This window comes from Streptococcus sp. FDAARGOS_522 (assembly GCF_003812445.1).
GTDB lineage: Bacteria > Bacillota > Bacilli > Lactobacillales > Streptococcaceae > Streptococcus > Streptococcus agalactiae.
The window spans coordinates 1,432,697-1,447,500 of record NZ_CP033808.1; the positions used below are offsets into that span (position 1 = coordinate 1,432,697).

Sequence of the window (14,804 nt, forward strand, 5' to 3'; positions counted from 1 at the left end):
GCTTTTAAAATACTTGCTCTATGGCTTTTTTTTTACTAGACTATTACTATGATTACTTTAGAAAAATTTATAGACCATCTTAATGTAGAGGAAGTTTTATTTACTTTCTTCACCAAACTAATATCAATCTTATTATTAATCATTGCATTCGTTATCGTTAGGCAAGTCATCAATTATCTTTTCGAAAAGACTGTTAATCGCTCACTCGCCTTTTCTAGACAAAAAGTAGCTCGTCAAAAAACATTAGCTAAACTTTCTCACAATGTTTTAAACTATACCCTTTATTTCTTTCTATTCTATTGGATTTTAAGTATATTGGGCGTTCCAATTTCTAGTTTATTAGCTGGGGCTGGTATTGCTGGGGTTGCTATTGGACTTGGTGCTCAAGGCTTCTTATCAGATGTTGTCAATGGCTTTTTTATTCTGCTAGAAAACCAATTTGATGTTGGTGATATTATTAATGTTGGTACTGTATCAGGCACTGTTACTAATGTTGGGATACGCACCACACAAATTCATGATTTCGATGGAACCTTGCACTTCATTCCTAATCGTAATATTACAATTGTCAGCAATAAGTCTCGTAGCAATATGCGTGCTCAAATTGATATTCCTTTATTTGTTCATACAAACCTTGATCAGATTTCTGATATTGTAACAAAAATCAATGAAGAGTATGTTTCAAAACACCCTGCTATCGTTGGAGAGCCTACTGTTTTTGGTCCTACAACCAATGCTAATGGTCAATTTGTTTATCGTATTAATATCTTCACGCAAAACGGTGCTCAGTTTGACATCTATGCTGAATTTTACAAACTTTATCAAAAAGCTATTCTTGAAGAAGGTATTGACTTACCAACGTACAATTTCTCCAATAACCACTCTCGTTGAGATAAATAATAAACCTCTGCAGAGCAGAGGTTTAATTTAAAATTTACGGATTGGATCGCTCGTATATCCTGCTCTAGCACCGCCAATTAATTTAGGACGACTAGCTAGTGCTGTAACGTGTGCTCCTCCCAACTCACGACTAATTGGAATCAAGGGAACTTGTACTCTCTTGATATGCATTCCAATAGAAGTATCTCCAATATCAATTCCAGCATGTGCCACAATTTCTTCAACCTCAACTGGTGATGTCATCAACTTAAAAGCTGCAACCTGACCACTACCGCCAGCATGTAGATTAGGAACAACATTAACGACTTCCAACTGTTGACGTTCAGCCAATTCTGCTTCAACAACCAACGCCCTATTAACATGTTCACAACCTTGAACTGCTAAATAGATGCCGCGTGAATGTAACTCTTTGAGGATAACTTCAACGATAATTTCACCAATTTCAGAACTAGAATTTTTTCCAATTAAACCACCAGAAACCTCACTAGATGATAGACCTAGTACAAAAATTTGACCTTTTTTAAGAGCGCTACGTTCAATAATATCAACTACAATAGCTTTAGTTTCCTGCTTTAACTTATTATAATCTAGTATCATTTCTTCACTCTTTCTAGAGACTTATTAAGAGCAAAACCAACAACCATACCAACCATATTTTGCATAATATTGCCAGGAATATCTGGTAGAACAGCTCCCCAACCATACATCAATCCACTAGCTATAGCATAACCTAATACCATAACAAGAGTTGCACTAATAAGACCTAAAAGACGTCTTCTACCTGGTAAACCCGCTAAATACCCTTGCGTCCCATGAATCAATAAACTAAAGAACATCCAATTGGGATAACCTTTCAATAAATCAATTAAAAAACCAGCTAAGGCACCTACCACAGCCCCTTCTTTTTTGCCAAAGTAAAAGGCAGCAAAGAATATTCCAGCATCTAGTAATGTCAAAAAACCTGTTGGTGTCGGAATACTTATAAACATCCCCAATACAATAGATATAGCTGTTACAATTGCCAATTGAACCAATTGACTAGTTTTCTCTTTCCTCATTAAAATCTCCTAAAAATGTTGGACAACTCCGTACTTATCCGATGCTTTAATAGCTTGATAGACGAAACCTTTAGACATTTTGACTGCATCTTCTACATTTTTACCCATAGCTAATTGGCTGGCAATACTTGACGCAAATGTACATCCAGCACCTGTATTATTGGCATCTACTACAGGAAAAACATAGGTTTCAAAACGTTCACCATCATAGTAAAGGTCTGTAGCCTCTTCAGCATTTAAACGGTTGCCCCCTTTGATAACAACATGTTTAGCTCCCATATCGTAAAGTTTCTCAGCAGCAATTTTCATTTGATCTAAGTTTTCAATCGAAAGACCCGTCAATAATTGAGCCTCTACTAAATTAGGAGTAATCACATCAGCATATGGGAAAAACGCAATTAGCTGCTCACGTAATTGGCTAACTTCTAAATCATGATTTTCTTTACAAACTAAGACTGTGTCTAAGACTACTGGACATTCTTGTTTTGATTTTACAAATTCCAAAACAACTTGTGCTGTTTCTACATTGGGAAGCAATCCTAGTTTAATAGACCCAAACTCTACATCTTTTAAACTTTCTAGTTGCTGCTTTAGTATAGATGCCTCTATAGGAATGACTTCAAACCCTTTATCTGACATTGCTGTTAAGCATGTTACTGCCACAAAACCATGTAATTTATTAACAACGTAAGTTGCTAAATCTGCATGCAAGCCGCCGCCAGAGAAAATATCATTTCCTGAAATTGCTAAAACATTCCTCGTCTTCATAAATAATCTCCTTCAAATATAAACCATTTCCTGCCGCAGTTGGACCTGCTAAATCCCGATTTTTAGCCTGTAAAATTGTTTTGATTTGGCTAATAGGCATGCGTCCATTACCAATTTTTAGCAGGGTACCAACCATATTACGCACCTGTTTATACAAAAAACCATTTCCTGTAAAGGTAAAAATTAAAAGATTTTTAGACGCTTCAAACTGAATTTTCGCATCAAAAATAGTACGTACTTTATTTTCTACACTCGTACCTGAAGCAGTAAAGCCTGTAAAGTCATGGGTACCTACTAAATCTTTAATAGCTTCTTGCATAAGCTCAATAATGACAGGATAAGGGTAATGTGTTGCATAGTTTCTCATCATAGGATTTTTCGGCCTACCGATATCCACTAAAAACTCATAAGTTTTAATGTGTTTATCATATCGACAATGAAAATCATCAGACACTTGCTCTACTTTGACAATATCAATATCGTCTGGACACTGTGTATCTAAACCAAAGCGTAATTTTTCTACATCACGCGCCTGTGGTAAATCAAAATGGATAACTTGTCCATAAGCATGAACACCAACATCTGTGCGACCAGCACCATGGATTATCACATCGTTCCCGCTATTTAGGCGCTTAAGAGTTCTCTCAATTTCTTCTTGAACTGTCCTACAATTTGGTTGTCTTTGGAAGCCTGAAAAAGCTGAACCATCATAAGAAATCTGTGCCTTATACCTTGTCATGGGTTTATTTTACCACCTTTCATTTATGAAAACTATATTATCTATTTTAAACTGTCCCCCTACAATTATACTACAACGATCCCAAGAACTGCTTTAAGCAGGAATCATTTTTTACTTGTAAGAGAGATTGATGCGATTTTTGACAAAAATAATTTTCCAAAGTATCGCCGTATTGCCGTAATATTTTAAAGTTATCGAGTTTCGAACAATCAAATAATACACTATCGTGATGTAAACTATATGAGGGTAGATTAGGGTGATCAGCTAAAATAGATTTTGAATTTGCAAGGTCTTTCTGATAACGATATTTCAAATATTGACTATTCTTAGCATAAAGGCCATTTTCAATATAAAGCGCTAATGCTTTTTGTAAAATCAGATTAGTATCATAATCCATCAACTTCTTGTAAGCCATAAATGTTGATTTTAAAGCTTGTGGTAAACAAATCGCAGCTAATCTTAAAGCAGGGAAAATAGCCTTTGAAAAAGATTTTAGATAAATAACACGCCCGTGAGTATCATAATAATGTAATGGTGACTGACTTGCAAAATCAGACATATAGTCATCTTCCACAATATAAACATCATACTTCTCTGCCATCTCTATTAATCTTTTCATCTCTACCGGATTATAGGATGTTCCCAAAGGATTATGCATGCGAGGTATAACATAAAAAAACTTAATTGATTGTGTCTGGAAAATCTCCTCTAAACGCTGAAAATCAATTCCATGAGTACCTCGAGAAATAGTTTCATAGGGTAAATTTTGTGTTTTGATTAGTTCAATCATACGAGGATAGGTCGGTTCTTCTATTAAAACTCGAGATTTTCGATTTGGAAAGGTAACCTGTGTCAAAATAAATAATGCCTGTTGAGTACCAGCCGTAATAACAATATCATCAAGGGGAACATAGACCCCTGTTTCTTCCATTAATTTAGCCACTGCTTTACTTAAATCAAGAAGACCTTCTTGACGATAGTAATAATTGAAAAGGTAATCTTCCCTACCAATAAGGGTCTCATTCAAACACAATCTAAAATCATCATAAGCTATATTTGCAATCTCAGAGTTTGGTAAACTAACCCCTTCTTCAACTTCCTCTTGATGAGAATCAAAGACGTAATAGCCTGACCTAGGCTTTGCATAGATATAATTATCAAAACGCAATTCCATCAAAACTCGTTGCACTGTATCTTTGTTACAGGAAAATTGATTAGCTAACTGTCTTATAGATGGTAGGCGATCTCCTGGAGCCAACTTACCATTTTGTATAGAAGCTATCAAATATGAGCGAATCTCTTCAACTTTGGTTACCATAAAAATTGTCCCCCTACAATATTAGATTCATTGTACTGTAAAATTTAGGTTCAAGCAATCCCTCTAGCAATACAAAAAAGTCTAGAATACTTTCGATTCTAGACTTTTATTTTTTAATCAACATCTAAAGCATCTTTGACTTTATCAAAGAAACCTTTCTTCTTCGGATGTACCATCTTATCTCCACTTGCCTCTGCAAAAGCGTGCAATGCCTCTTTTTGAGCATCATTCAATTTAGTAGGAGTTACGATGTTAACAGTAACATGCTGATCACCTTGTCCACCCCCTCGAAGTTTAGGGGCACCTTTTCCGCGAAGACGAAACGTTTTTCCTGTCTGAGTACCAGCAGGAATTGACATTTCTACCGCTCCATGGACAGTAGGTATATCAATTGTATCACCCAAAGCAGCTTGGACAAAGCTAATATTCAAAGTATAATAAATTGTTGATCCATTACGCTCAAACTGTTGGCTTGGGAGAACGTTAATAATAACAAAGAGATCACCATAAGGACCACCATTGAAGCCAGCTTCACCTTGTCCTGTTAAACGAATTTGTTGCCCAGTTTCAACTCCTGCAGGTATTTTAACTGATACTTTATGCGTCTTCTTCTCATGACCAGTTCCATGACATGTTGGACATTTCTCTTTGATTTCTTGACCACTACCCTGACAAACATCACAAGTCACTTGGCGACGCATTGTTCCTAGAGGTGTTTGTGTATCAACATTAATCACACCCGAACCATGACACTTTTGACAAGTCACAGGGCTAGTACCTGGCTTAGCTCCACTTCCTGAACAAGTATGACATGATGACTCCCGATTATAAGATACTTCTTTTTCAGCTCCAAAGATAGCTTCTTCAAAACTTAAATTAACACGATATTGTAGGTCATCTCCTTGACGTGGTGCATTAGGATTGCGCATCCCTCCTCCACCAAAAAAGCTTGAGAAGATGTCTTCAAAACCACCAAAGCCACCACCATCGAAGCCACCAAAACCGCCACCATCGAAGCCACCAAAACCGCCATTTGCCCCAGCAGCGCCATATTGATCATAGGCAGCACGTTTTTGTGTATCACTCAAGGTTTCATAAGCTTCTTGAACCTCTTTATATTTTTCCTCTGCTCCCGTCTCCTTATTAATATCTGGATGGTATTTCTTAGACATCCTACGGTAAGCTTTTTTTATTTCGTCCTGAGAAGCATCTTTTGAAACGCCAAGACGATCATAAAATTCTGTATTGTTCATTATCTAATCCTTTATATTTTGTTCATATACTACACTTGAAGAGATTAACAATTATTCTTGCCCAGTTACAGCTCTAAATAGTTAACATATATATGACACTTAATAAAACAGACGGAGCGAGGCGCCCCGCCTATTTATTATTAATATGTTTTTATTTAGTGATAGCGAAATTAGCTTATGTAATCTGAAACTTATCTAGATTATTGAGCAACCCCTATCACGAAGAACTTTACTATGCTAGTATAGTTTTCATGCTTATATTCAAATGAATCTGAACAATATTAATAATTATTTCTCAGTGAATTCGCCATCTACAACATCATCACCCTTGCTTGATGAATCAGCTGATTGTGCACCTTCAGCCCCTTGAGCTGCTTGTTGTGCTGCAGCCGCTTGTTCGTAAAGTTTAACTGCAAGAGCTTGTGCTTTTTCGTTAAGAGCTTCAAGTTTAGCTTTCATGTCGTCAAGGTTACCTGATTCTTGAGCTTTTTTCAACTCATCAAGTGCTGATTGCGCTGCATCACGTTCTGTATCAAAGCCTTTGCCTTCAGTTTCTTTAATAGTTTTTTCTGTTGCAAAGATGGCTTGGTCAACTTCATTTTTAAGATCAACTTCTTCTTTACGTTTTGCATCTGCTTCAGCATTTGCTTCAGCATCTTTCATCATTTTATCAATTTCTTCATCAGTTAATCCTGAATTAGATTGGATAACAATGTGTTGTTCTTTTTGAGTACCGAGATCTTTAGCTTTAACAGATACAATACCATTTTTATCGATATCAAATGTTACTTCAATTTGTGGGATTCCACGAGGTGCAGCTGGGATATCAGTCAATTGGAAGCGACCGAGTGTTTTGTTATCTGCTGCCATTGGGCGTTCACCTTGAAGAACATGGATATCAACGGCTGGTTGGTTGTCTGCTGCTGTTGAGAAGACTTGTGATTTAGATGTTGGGATTGTTGTGTTGCGGTCGATCAATTTAGTGAAGACACCACCCATTGTTTCGATACCAAGTGACAATGGTGTTACGTCAAGAAGTACAACGTCTTTCACATCCCCAGTGATAACACCACCTTGGATAGCAGCACCCATAGCAACCACTTCATCAGGGTTAACAGATTTATTTGGTTCTTTACCAGTTTCAGCTTTTACAGCTTCAACAACTGCTGGGATACGTGTTGATCCACCAACGAGGATAACTTCATCAATTTCTGACAATGACAAGCCTGCATCTGAAAGAGCTTGACGAACTGGAGTTTTCGTACGTTCAACAAGGTCACGAGTGAGATCGTCAAATTTAGCACGTGATAAGCTCATCTCCAAGTGAAGAGGACCAGCAGAACCAGCAGTGATGAACGGTAATGAAATTTGAGTTTGAGTTACACCTGAAAGGTCTTTTTTAGCTTTTTCAGCAGCATCTTTCAAGCGTTGAAGAGCCATTTTGTCTTGAGAAAGATCAATACCATTTTCTTTCTTGAATTCTTCTACCAAGAAATCAATAATTTTCTGGTCAAAGTCGTCACCACCAAGTTTGTTATCACCTGCTGTTGCAAGAACGTCGAAGACACCATCACCTAATTCAAGGATTGATACGTCAAATGTACCACCACCAAGGTCAAAAACTAAGATTTTTTCATCCTTGTCAGTCTTGTCCATACCATAAGCAAGTGCGGCTGCTGTTGGTTCGTTAACGATACGTTCTACTTCAAGACCTGCAATTTTACCAGCGTCTTTAGTTGCCTGACGTTGTGCATCGTTGAAGTAAGCTGGAACAGTAATAACTGCTTTTTCTACTTTTTCTCCAAGATAGTCTTCAGCATAACCTTTAAGGTATTGAAGAATCATTGCTGAAATTTCTTGAGGAGTATATTCTTTACCATTTGCAGAAACTTTTTCAGAAGTTCCCATCTTTGATTTGATAGAGATAACAGTATCTGGATTTGTTACCGCTTGACGTTTTGCAGCATCACCCACGATAATTTCACCATTTTTGAATGATACTACTGAAGGAGTTGTACGATTGCCTTCTGGGTTAGCAATGATTTTTGATTCAGTCCCTTCAAGAACTGCTACTGCTGAGTTTGTTGTACCTAAGTCAATACCAATAATTTTAGACATGTTAATACCTCTTATTTTATAATACTTTATTACTTTTTATTTCAATTTATCTTAGTAAGCACTCGAATTATTTTACTTCCAATTCTAAGCAATCACTATAGTTTAATCAGCAAGCTGAATAGCTTCTAACTTGCTATCTAGTTTACTGTCATTACGGACAAAAACGAAAACTCATTTACCTTAGTTATAGACAACTACCATCGCTGGTCTTAGCAGACGCTCGTGCAATTTATATCCCTTTTGAAAGACTTCTGCAATGCTATCGGCTGGATGTTCATCATCGGCTGGGAGAGTCTGAACTGCCATATGAAAGTTGTGGTCAAATGAGTCGACTTCTACTTCTTCTACGCCTTCTTCCTTTAGTGCTTGAATAAGGCTATCACGAGTCATTTCTAAACCTTTTTTAACATCATCTGTCAACCCTTCAACAGCCAAGGCACGTTCTAGATTGTCAAGCGATGGTAAGATTGCTTTTGCCAGATCCTGAGAACGATAGCGTTGAAGTTGTTGACGTTCTTCACTAGAGCGACGTTGTATATTCTGCATTTCTGCATGAGCTCGCAAGTATTTATTTTCAAACTCATCAGCACGCTCGTTTGCGAGTTCTAACTCTGATTTTTCAGGAATTTCTTCAATAACTTCCTCAACTGTCTCTTCAGTTTCAGTGGCTTCCACTTCTTCCTGTAAATCGTCTTTTTTAATTTCTTCTGACACTGAGTGCCTCCTTTTAAATAACTTATTGAATACTGCCATTATCAGTGAACTTCATAATGGTTAGAATTTAGGTATCGATAATAATCACCTAATTTAGCAGCCAATACCTTTCCGATAATGTTTACCAAACTAACAGACCTACGATAATCCATATCAATAGGACCAATCAAACTCAGGAGTCCAAATCCACGGTAAGGAATCAAAAATTTGTGAGTTAAAACTGACACATCTGCAAGTGCGGCTTCTTGACTATCTGCCACTTGGACAGAAGCCATCTCACCCTCTTTCAGACTTTGCCTCAAAGAAATCGCTACTTGCTGCTCATTATCCAAAAACTGATACGTTGATAGATCTGAATACGTTAAAGAATTTACCTTGCCAGCTACAAATACCGTTTCCAGAAACAGCTCTGAAAAAACATAATCAAATAGTTGTAAAACATTATCCGTAGTTACAAAATACTTCTGAACGATCTGAGGAATTTCTGTCCTCAACTTATAATGAATATCTATGACACTACCATCCAGCAAGCGCTCCTCTACGATAGCTTTAAATGCTATCAAGTCACGTGTCAAAAAGTTTCTTGGAATAGCAAACTGCACTGTCACTGGCTTAGATTCATCTAAAGTCATGACTGCTAGAGCATCATGGTTGCTAAGCTGAACAACATCAAACCCTGTCAAACGTTGACGAGCTGGCTCCACATCTAAAATAACGGATGTATAGCCCGTCATCTCCGATAAAATATGACTAGCTTTTTGAAGCATGTCTTCTAATTTGAATGCTTCAAAGTCAAAAGCTTTTATAACATGATAAATATCTTGCTCATCAATACTATCTAGTCTAAGGGAGTGCTCTACAAAATACTTAAAACCAGCTGGACTCGGCATCCGTCCACTAGAAGTGTGTGCTTTTTCCAATAACCCCAACTTCTCTAGTTTTGCCATATCATTACGAATAGTGGCGCTACTAGAATCAATCGTTCTCTGTAAAGCTTTAGACCCTACTGGTTCATGAGTTTGTGTAAATAACTCAACGATTAAATTCAAAATATCATTTTGACGTTGTGTAATCACAAAAACATCACCCCTCTCGGTCTTTCTGAAATTAGCACTCTTACACATCGACTGCTAACTATGATTTTATTATACTCCTTTTTAAAAGATAGTCAAGGAAAAAACATCAAAAATTAGCACTCTTATTCAAAGAGTGCTAATATCACTTATCATATCTTGTTAAATCATACAAATCAATGATTTCCGTCATTTTTTTAGCGTACTTTTTGTCATTATCAAAACCACTATCTTGTAATTTTTGCACTAAAGTTTTTGGATTTTTAACAGACACCATTATAGTATATGAATCTTTTTTGCCTGTCGCTCCAGATTTTATATGAGCAAGGTAATCATACATTGAATACTTCCAAGATTTATAATGAGTAAATTGCTTTTCCTGTTTTTTTCCTGTACTACTATCATTTAAGGTAATTGAGGGCGTTCCTGGTTCTGCAAGCAAACCAAACAGATTATGATACTTATTAGCTAATATTTTCTCTCCGAAATCAGAATCCAAAGCCGCCTGTGCAATAATAAATGAAGGACGAATACCGTACGACTTTCCTAGATCTTGCGCATCTGGCACAATTTTTTGTATAAATTCTTCTTTGGTGTAGGTAACACTCTGCCTAGAATTAGCATCTACTTTTCCCTTATGGTTTAAAAGCGGAAAAAGAATAAAGAAAAAGAAAATAAAAGTAACAACAATAAAATTTAGCAAGGAAAAACGTTTCCTCATTGGTTATTCTCCTTTAATAAAGTTATGTATTCTTCTAATGTTAAATGATGTTTGGCCATATATTTTGCAGACTCTACCCCAACATAGCGGTAATGCCAATCTTCATAACCTACCCCTGTTTCTGCTGTTTTACCATCCGGAAACCGTAAGACAAAACCATATTGTGGAGCTATCTTTTTCAACTGACTGACTACTCTAGGATCGCTCTCATTCAAAGAATCTACAGTACTCATATCCATCGCTAATCCAGTCTGGTGTTCACTAGCACCTGCAGGCTGAGAGTAAGTTTTTACCAACTTTTCTGCTTGTCCCCTCGTCAAATTAGGGTTACTAGTCATCTCTTGAGTAACATAAGAATTGAACAACTTCTCCTGATAGGCAACACTACGATAACCCGAAATTAAATGTTCTCGTGAATCAATTGCTCTAGCAGCCTCTAAAAACTGAGTAGCTTGCTTCGTAATACGTTTATCCAAATAAATATTTTCAACAGGAACCACATCTGGACTTAATTCTTCATGTTTATGGTCACGATTGACCAAAATCAAGTTCCAATCTTTTGATGATACAGCTGGTAATTGTAATTTCTTATTTCTTTTTTGAGAGGATATCTTTTTTATATCCTCATTCCTCAACTTTTGAGATGATGATTGTTGACTGTTAGGCTTCAATAAAGCAAAAAGACTAAAGCATAGTATCGCAAGTAGAACACCAACTAAACTGAATCGGATAATTTTATTTTTTTTCATTGCAATGTTTTTTCTAAAATTTCTCTTCCTTTTTCTCGATAGGACATATCCCCAATAGATTGAATAGAAAATGTTCCATCTTCAAAATCAACGACTGAGACACTACCATTATCTAAGCCTAAACTACGAGGGGTACTATGGTCGATTAACCATAAAAAAGTCGCAATAGTCATCCCATGACTGACAACAATCGCATTACCTCCCCCAATATCCTCTATTTTTTTAGCTATAGCAGTGAAGCCTGACAGAATACGGTTACTCAATATTGCCCACGGTTCTGCCCAGCCAGCCGTATCAACTTGACAAATCAAATTAGCAATTTCTTCGTGTGTCAAATGGCTCATATCTCCGTTTGAAACTCGAGGCAGAACGCCATTAAAAAGGTCGCCATCATATCCTCCATCCAAACTACCAAAGCACCACTCGCGGATTCGTTTATCTCTCGTATAGGGAATATTTTCTTGTTGCACTTCCCTGAGAATAATTTCCATAGTTTGTAAAGTACGTCCACTATCACTAGAAAAAGCCTCTTTAAAACTAATATTTGAAGCCTTTAGTCCCAAACCAAGCTCTTTAATCCCGAGTTCTCCAAAAGTAGTTAAAGGAGTATCACTCCACCCCTGAGCGCGACCAATTGTATTAAACATTGTTTTACCATGACGAGCGATATATAAACGAACTTTACTCATACTGACACCTCACAAGCATTTTATTATATTATAACAAAAAACAAAGGCTTTCACAGGAATATATCAGCGAACTTTCCCTATAAAAAAATTCTGCAGCTATCTACTGCAGAAATAAAATCGATTAATCCGCTTTAAAAGCATTGAAAAAAGGTTGAATATCTCGTATGAATTGTTTCTTCCCCGCAAAACGTTCACCACTAATCAGTTTTTCAAATTTTTCTTTATCAATATCTGACAAAGTTTCTTCCACTTTTGTTAAAGTATCACGATAAGCAATATAGTCATCTAAAACTAGTCCTTTACTCTTAACATAGTGACTAACTTCACTTATTTCTTCATAAGGCATTTTATTAAATTGTCGCTTTTGACAATCTTGGTGTCTTAATACATCGTTTAAATAATTTGAAAATTTTGTTTTAAAGTAAATGAATAGTTTGCTTTCATTATCCAATAAATACGGATGCTCTTCAAGCAACCTAAAAAGTACAATACGTCCTTCTTGAATCCAATCATCATATTCCCAAAGTTGAACAAAATAATTTCTTCTCAGCTTCATTACGATTGGCTTTACTTTATCAAACAACTCCTCAAAATCTCTCAAAACAACTTATTCCTTTCTTAAACATATACTAAGTATAAAAAAAGTAAGGTGATAACAACATGACAATGGTGTCCTTTAAGGAAATGATTTTTTCCCCAAACACATTAATTGAGCATTATCAGACTATTTAGTGACTCATATTAGTTAACATATAAAAAGCTTGAGATGACACTCTCAAGCTTTTTATATGATGACACAATCAATGTCCTTTTTTCTTTTGGTAACGTTTTTCTTGTTTTAATTGGTACCGATGTTTTCTTAACTCATTTTTCTTACATTTCTGACTTAATTGACGTTCGTTTTTTATACTCATATGAATAGTTTTCATCGCCAATTGCGCTTTTGTAGATACTACTGGCTTACGTTTTTCTCTATTAATTTCTCTTTGCATTCTTTTAGGACTTTTTTTGTGTTCATTCGTACGCTTTAGAGAAATATCCGTTTTAACAAACTCATATTTTTTTATCAAATCATTAAGTTTATGATTTATAAAATTAAAAACATCATCATCTTTAGGTTCTTTTCCAAAAAAATACCGAAAAACTTTGTAATCACCATCATCATCGTACTCAATCAAACCCAACCAAAAATTACCATCAAAATAGACTGTCATTTTCATACAGCCCCCTCCTTTAAATATTAAATTGCAATGGACGACCTGGAGGGAAGGTTACTGACGTTCACTGAACGCTTGCAGACTACCAACTGCAACGTGTTTTTATGCTATAACGATTATAACACAGTACACTATGATTATCGATAAACGACCTTATTAAAGGTCTATACTATTTGTCAGTCTAAAAATTTAAAAGCTGTTAAGCCAACTCCAGTAACGTTATCATTTTTTTATGATTGTTAAACGAGGCCAAATATTATTCCATTTCTTCTTATCCACTCGCTTCAAATAAACATTATAACGTAATAGATCCTCTTCAAAATATGGCGTAGGACTAACAATGAAATTTAATATTTCCTCTTCACCATAAGGGAGGTAAAGTTCGAGTTGATTTCTATCATCTAACCTTGCTCCCACTGCAGTACACTTTTCAGGAAATTTTGAAATAGCATCTTTAGAGCTAGTATACTTTGGGGTATTAGGAGAATGAGTGTTCATGTAAAATTCATTTTTAAGTTCCCAATCGTACTGTGGATAGTTATCCTTTAATTGTTGTTCTAATACCACCGTTTCTTCATAAGAAATATTTTTATCAAAAAATACAACATCAATATCTGATGTCAATGTCTCATTTATTCCAGAAAGTTTATTCCATACAAAGTTTCTCAATGTGCCAGCACACAGCCAACAATCATTCAGTGGAAGAGATTTTATTATAGCTAAAATCTTCATTATATCAGAATTACATAAAATCATATGATAAATTTTAGTCATTTTATCTCCTTTGCTACATCTCCAGACAATGTTTAAATTTTAATCTTATTATATACTATTATTAGATCAGATAGTAAGATCAACAAGAAATACATCCTTAAATTTTAAACAATTTTTAGTTATTACATCACGTGATTGAATGCTCCAAGTGTCAATTTAAGATAATTATTATCCCATATATTAAGCAAGAAGAACAATCATCAAGTTAACATATTAAATCAACTAGATAAAGGGATCGCTTTTGATGAAAAGAATTACATTGATGATTTATTGACAAACTGGAATATTAAAAGTATCATTTGATACCAGAATAATTACATGATTAATAAACCATTACTCAGAAAGAATAAAAACAACAATATTGTTATCCCGCCTAATACAAGCAATAAACTTACATTTAGTTCACTAAAAATATCTAGCCTATTTCATATGTACAAGGTTATCAAAAGGATACTTAAAACTATGTACCAATATATGACGTTAGATACTAGGTTAAAATATTTTAACTTCTACAGTCCTTTTAAAGATGTCTTCGAAAATACTATAATGGAGCATACATACTCCAAAATATTAAATTAAAAATAATGAAAATAAACCTTAAGTAAAGGTACATATAAACAAAGTAACTTAGAATGAGGAATCCCAATAATCTCATTTTTAGAAAAATAACATGTCACTTTTAAAAGCAAACAGACCTTGATTTAACAAGGTTT

General features: G+C 35.4%; 16 protein-coding genes. 1 reads left to right on the top strand and 15 read right to left on the bottom strand.

Translation table 11 applies throughout. The annotated features are described in order from the left end of the window. The first annotated feature begins 48 nt into the window (after positions 1 to 48). Positions 49 to 891 carry a mechanosensitive ion channel family protein gene (locus EGX70_RS07300; protein WP_000631144.1) on the top strand — a complete coding sequence of 281 codons (843 nt, stop codon included), beginning with the start codon at positions 49 to 51 and terminating at the stop codon, positions 889 to 891. 36 nt (positions 892 to 927) lie between these two features. On the opposite strand, the gene EGX70_RS07305 is transcribed toward EGX70_RS07300, so the two are convergent. The 15 genes from EGX70_RS07305 to EGX70_RS07375 form a co-directional block, all read right to left on the bottom strand. Next, entirely contained in the window at positions 928 to 1,497 is a 570-nt protein-coding gene (locus EGX70_RS07305) for a TIGR01440 family protein (RefSeq protein WP_000599671.1), read from the bottom strand. After that, on the bottom strand, positions 1,494 to 1,958 hold the full coding sequence (locus EGX70_RS07310; RefSeq protein ID WP_001224406.1) for an ECF transporter S component: 465 nt from the start codon (positions 1,956 to 1,958) through the stop codon (positions 1,494 to 1,496). The genes EGX70_RS07305 and EGX70_RS07310 overlap by 4 nt, the downstream gene beginning before the upstream one ends. Before the next feature lie 9 nt (positions 1,959 to 1,967). Continuing rightward, positions 1,968 to 2,726, bottom strand: coding sequence for a bifunctional hydroxymethylpyrimidine kinase/phosphomethylpyrimidine kinase (locus EGX70_RS07315; protein ID WP_000857673.1), 759 nt, complete (start codon positions 2,724 to 2,726; stop codon positions 1,968 to 1,970). Beyond that, the gene (gene truA, locus EGX70_RS07320) at positions 2,689 to 3,465 is read right to left on the bottom strand and encodes a tRNA pseudouridine(38-40) synthase TruA (RefSeq protein ID WP_000199167.1); all 777 of its coding nucleotides are present in this window, start codon (positions 3,463 to 3,465) and stop codon (positions 2,689 to 2,691) included. The genes EGX70_RS07315 and truA overlap by 38 nt, the downstream gene beginning before the upstream one ends. A gap of 70 nt (positions 3,466 to 3,535) precedes the next feature. Then, positions 3,536 to 4,783 carry a PLP-dependent aminotransferase family protein gene (locus tag EGX70_RS07325; RefSeq protein ID WP_000256871.1) on the bottom strand — a complete coding sequence of 416 codons (1,248 nt, stop codon included), beginning with the start codon at positions 4,781 to 4,783 and terminating at the stop codon, positions 3,536 to 3,538. A gap of 113 nt (positions 4,784 to 4,896) precedes the next feature. Continuing rightward, positions 4,897 to 6,036 carry a molecular chaperone DnaJ gene (gene dnaJ, locus EGX70_RS07330; RefSeq protein ID WP_001066287.1) on the bottom strand — a complete coding sequence of 380 codons (1,140 nt, stop codon included), beginning with the start codon at positions 6,034 to 6,036 and terminating at the stop codon, positions 4,897 to 4,899. A 288-nt stretch (positions 6,037 to 6,324) separates the two neighbouring features. Next, a complete protein-coding gene (gene dnaK / locus EGX70_RS07335; protein WP_000034648.1) occupies positions 6,325 to 8,154 on the bottom strand; it encodes a molecular chaperone DnaK in 1,830 nt (609 codons plus the stop codon). 180 nt (positions 8,155 to 8,334) lie between these two features. After that, the gene (gene grpE, locus EGX70_RS07340; RefSeq protein ID WP_001865751.1) at positions 8,335 to 8,907 is read right to left on the bottom strand and encodes a nucleotide exchange factor GrpE; all 573 of its coding nucleotides are present in this window, start codon (positions 8,905 to 8,907) and stop codon (positions 8,335 to 8,337) included. Between the two features lie 2 nt (positions 8,908 to 8,909). Continuing rightward, positions 8,910 to 9,944 (bottom strand): heat-inducible transcriptional repressor HrcA, encoded by a 1,035-nt coding sequence (hrcA, locus tag EGX70_RS07345; protein ID WP_016480012.1) that lies wholly within the window; start codon positions 9,942 to 9,944, stop codon positions 8,910 to 8,912. Positions 9,945 to 10,086: 142 nt separating this feature from the next. Continuing rightward, a complete protein-coding gene (locus EGX70_RS07350; protein ID WP_001231504.1) occupies positions 10,087 to 10,662 on the bottom strand; it encodes a glycoside hydrolase family 73 protein in 576 nt (191 codons plus the stop codon). Then, positions 10,659 to 11,411, bottom strand: coding sequence for a M15 family metallopeptidase (locus EGX70_RS07355; protein WP_000739660.1), 753 nt, complete (start codon positions 11,409 to 11,411; stop codon positions 10,659 to 10,661). Before EGX70_RS07355 ends, EGX70_RS07350 begins: the two co-directional genes overlap by 4 nt. Continuing rightward, positions 11,408 to 12,100: a histidine phosphatase family protein gene (locus tag EGX70_RS07360; RefSeq protein ID WP_000049272.1), complete on the bottom strand. Its 693-nt coding sequence runs from the start codon at positions 12,098 to 12,100 to the stop codon at positions 11,408 to 11,410. The genes EGX70_RS07355 and EGX70_RS07360 overlap by 4 nt, the downstream gene beginning before the upstream one ends. Before the next feature lie 121 nt (positions 12,101 to 12,221). Next, entirely contained in the window at positions 12,222 to 12,701 is a 480-nt protein-coding gene (locus EGX70_RS07365) for a sigma-70 family RNA polymerase sigma factor (RefSeq protein ID WP_001204194.1), read from the bottom strand. A gap of 199 nt (positions 12,702 to 12,900) precedes the next feature. Continuing rightward, positions 12,901 to 13,320 (bottom strand): YjdF family protein, encoded by a 420-nt coding sequence (locus EGX70_RS07370; RefSeq protein WP_000784700.1) that lies wholly within the window; start codon positions 13,318 to 13,320, stop codon positions 12,901 to 12,903. A 219-nt stretch (positions 13,321 to 13,539) separates the two neighbouring features. Then, positions 13,540 to 14,091, bottom strand: a complete 552-nt coding sequence (locus tag EGX70_RS07375) for a nucleotidyltransferase family protein (protein WP_000161851.1) — start codon at positions 14,089 to 14,091, stop codon at positions 13,540 to 13,542. Positions 14,092 to 14,804: the final 713 nt, after the last annotated feature.

Excerpts from the sequence above, each read along its gene's own strand:
- EGX70_RS07300 (WP_000631144.1), top strand. The coding sequence starts at position 49 with ATGATTACTTTAGAAAAATTTATAGACCATCTTAATGTAGAGGAAGTT.
- EGX70_RS07355 (WP_000739660.1), bottom strand. The coding sequence starts at position 11,411 with ATGAAAAAAAATAAAATTATCCGATTCAGTTTAGTTGGTGTTCTACTT.
- EGX70_RS07350 (WP_001231504.1), bottom strand. The coding sequence starts at position 10,662 with ATGAGGAAACGTTTTTCCTTGCTAAATTTTATTGTTGTTACTTTTATT.
- grpE (WP_001865751.1), bottom strand. The coding sequence starts at position 8,907 with ATGGCAGTATTCAATAAGTTATTTAAAAGGAGGCACTCAGTGTCAGAA.
- EGX70_RS07315 (WP_000857673.1), bottom strand. The coding sequence starts at position 2,726 with ATGAAGACGAGGAATGTTTTAGCAATTTCAGGAAATGATATTTTCTCT.
- EGX70_RS07360 (WP_000049272.1), bottom strand. The coding sequence starts at position 12,100 with ATGAGTAAAGTTCGTTTATATATCGCTCGTCATGGTAAAACAATGTTT.
- EGX70_RS07310 (WP_001224406.1), bottom strand. The coding sequence starts at position 1,958 with ATGAGGAAAGAGAAAACTAGTCAATTGGTTCAATTGGCAATTGTAACA.
- EGX70_RS07325 (WP_000256871.1), bottom strand. The coding sequence starts at position 4,783 with ATGGTAACCAAAGTTGAAGAGATTCGCTCATATTTGATAGCTTCTATA.
- EGX70_RS07375 (WP_000161851.1), bottom strand. The coding sequence starts at position 14,091 with ATGACTAAAATTTATCATATGATTTTATGTAATTCTGATATAATGAAG.
- dnaK (WP_000034648.1), bottom strand. The coding sequence starts at position 8,154 with ATGTCTAAAATTATTGGTATTGACTTAGGTACAACAAACTCAGCAGTA.
- EGX70_RS07305 (WP_000599671.1), bottom strand. The coding sequence starts at position 1,497 with ATGATACTAGATTATAATAAGTTAAAGCAGGAAACTAAAGCTATTGTA.
- EGX70_RS07370 (WP_000784700.1), bottom strand. The coding sequence starts at position 13,320 with ATGAAAATGACAGTCTATTTTGATGGTAATTTTTGGTTGGGTTTGATT.
- truA (WP_000199167.1), bottom strand. The coding sequence starts at position 3,465 with ATGACAAGGTATAAGGCACAGATTTCTTATGATGGTTCAGCTTTTTCA.
- dnaJ (WP_001066287.1), bottom strand. The coding sequence starts at position 6,036 with ATGAACAATACAGAATTTTATGATCGTCTTGGCGTTTCAAAAGATGCT.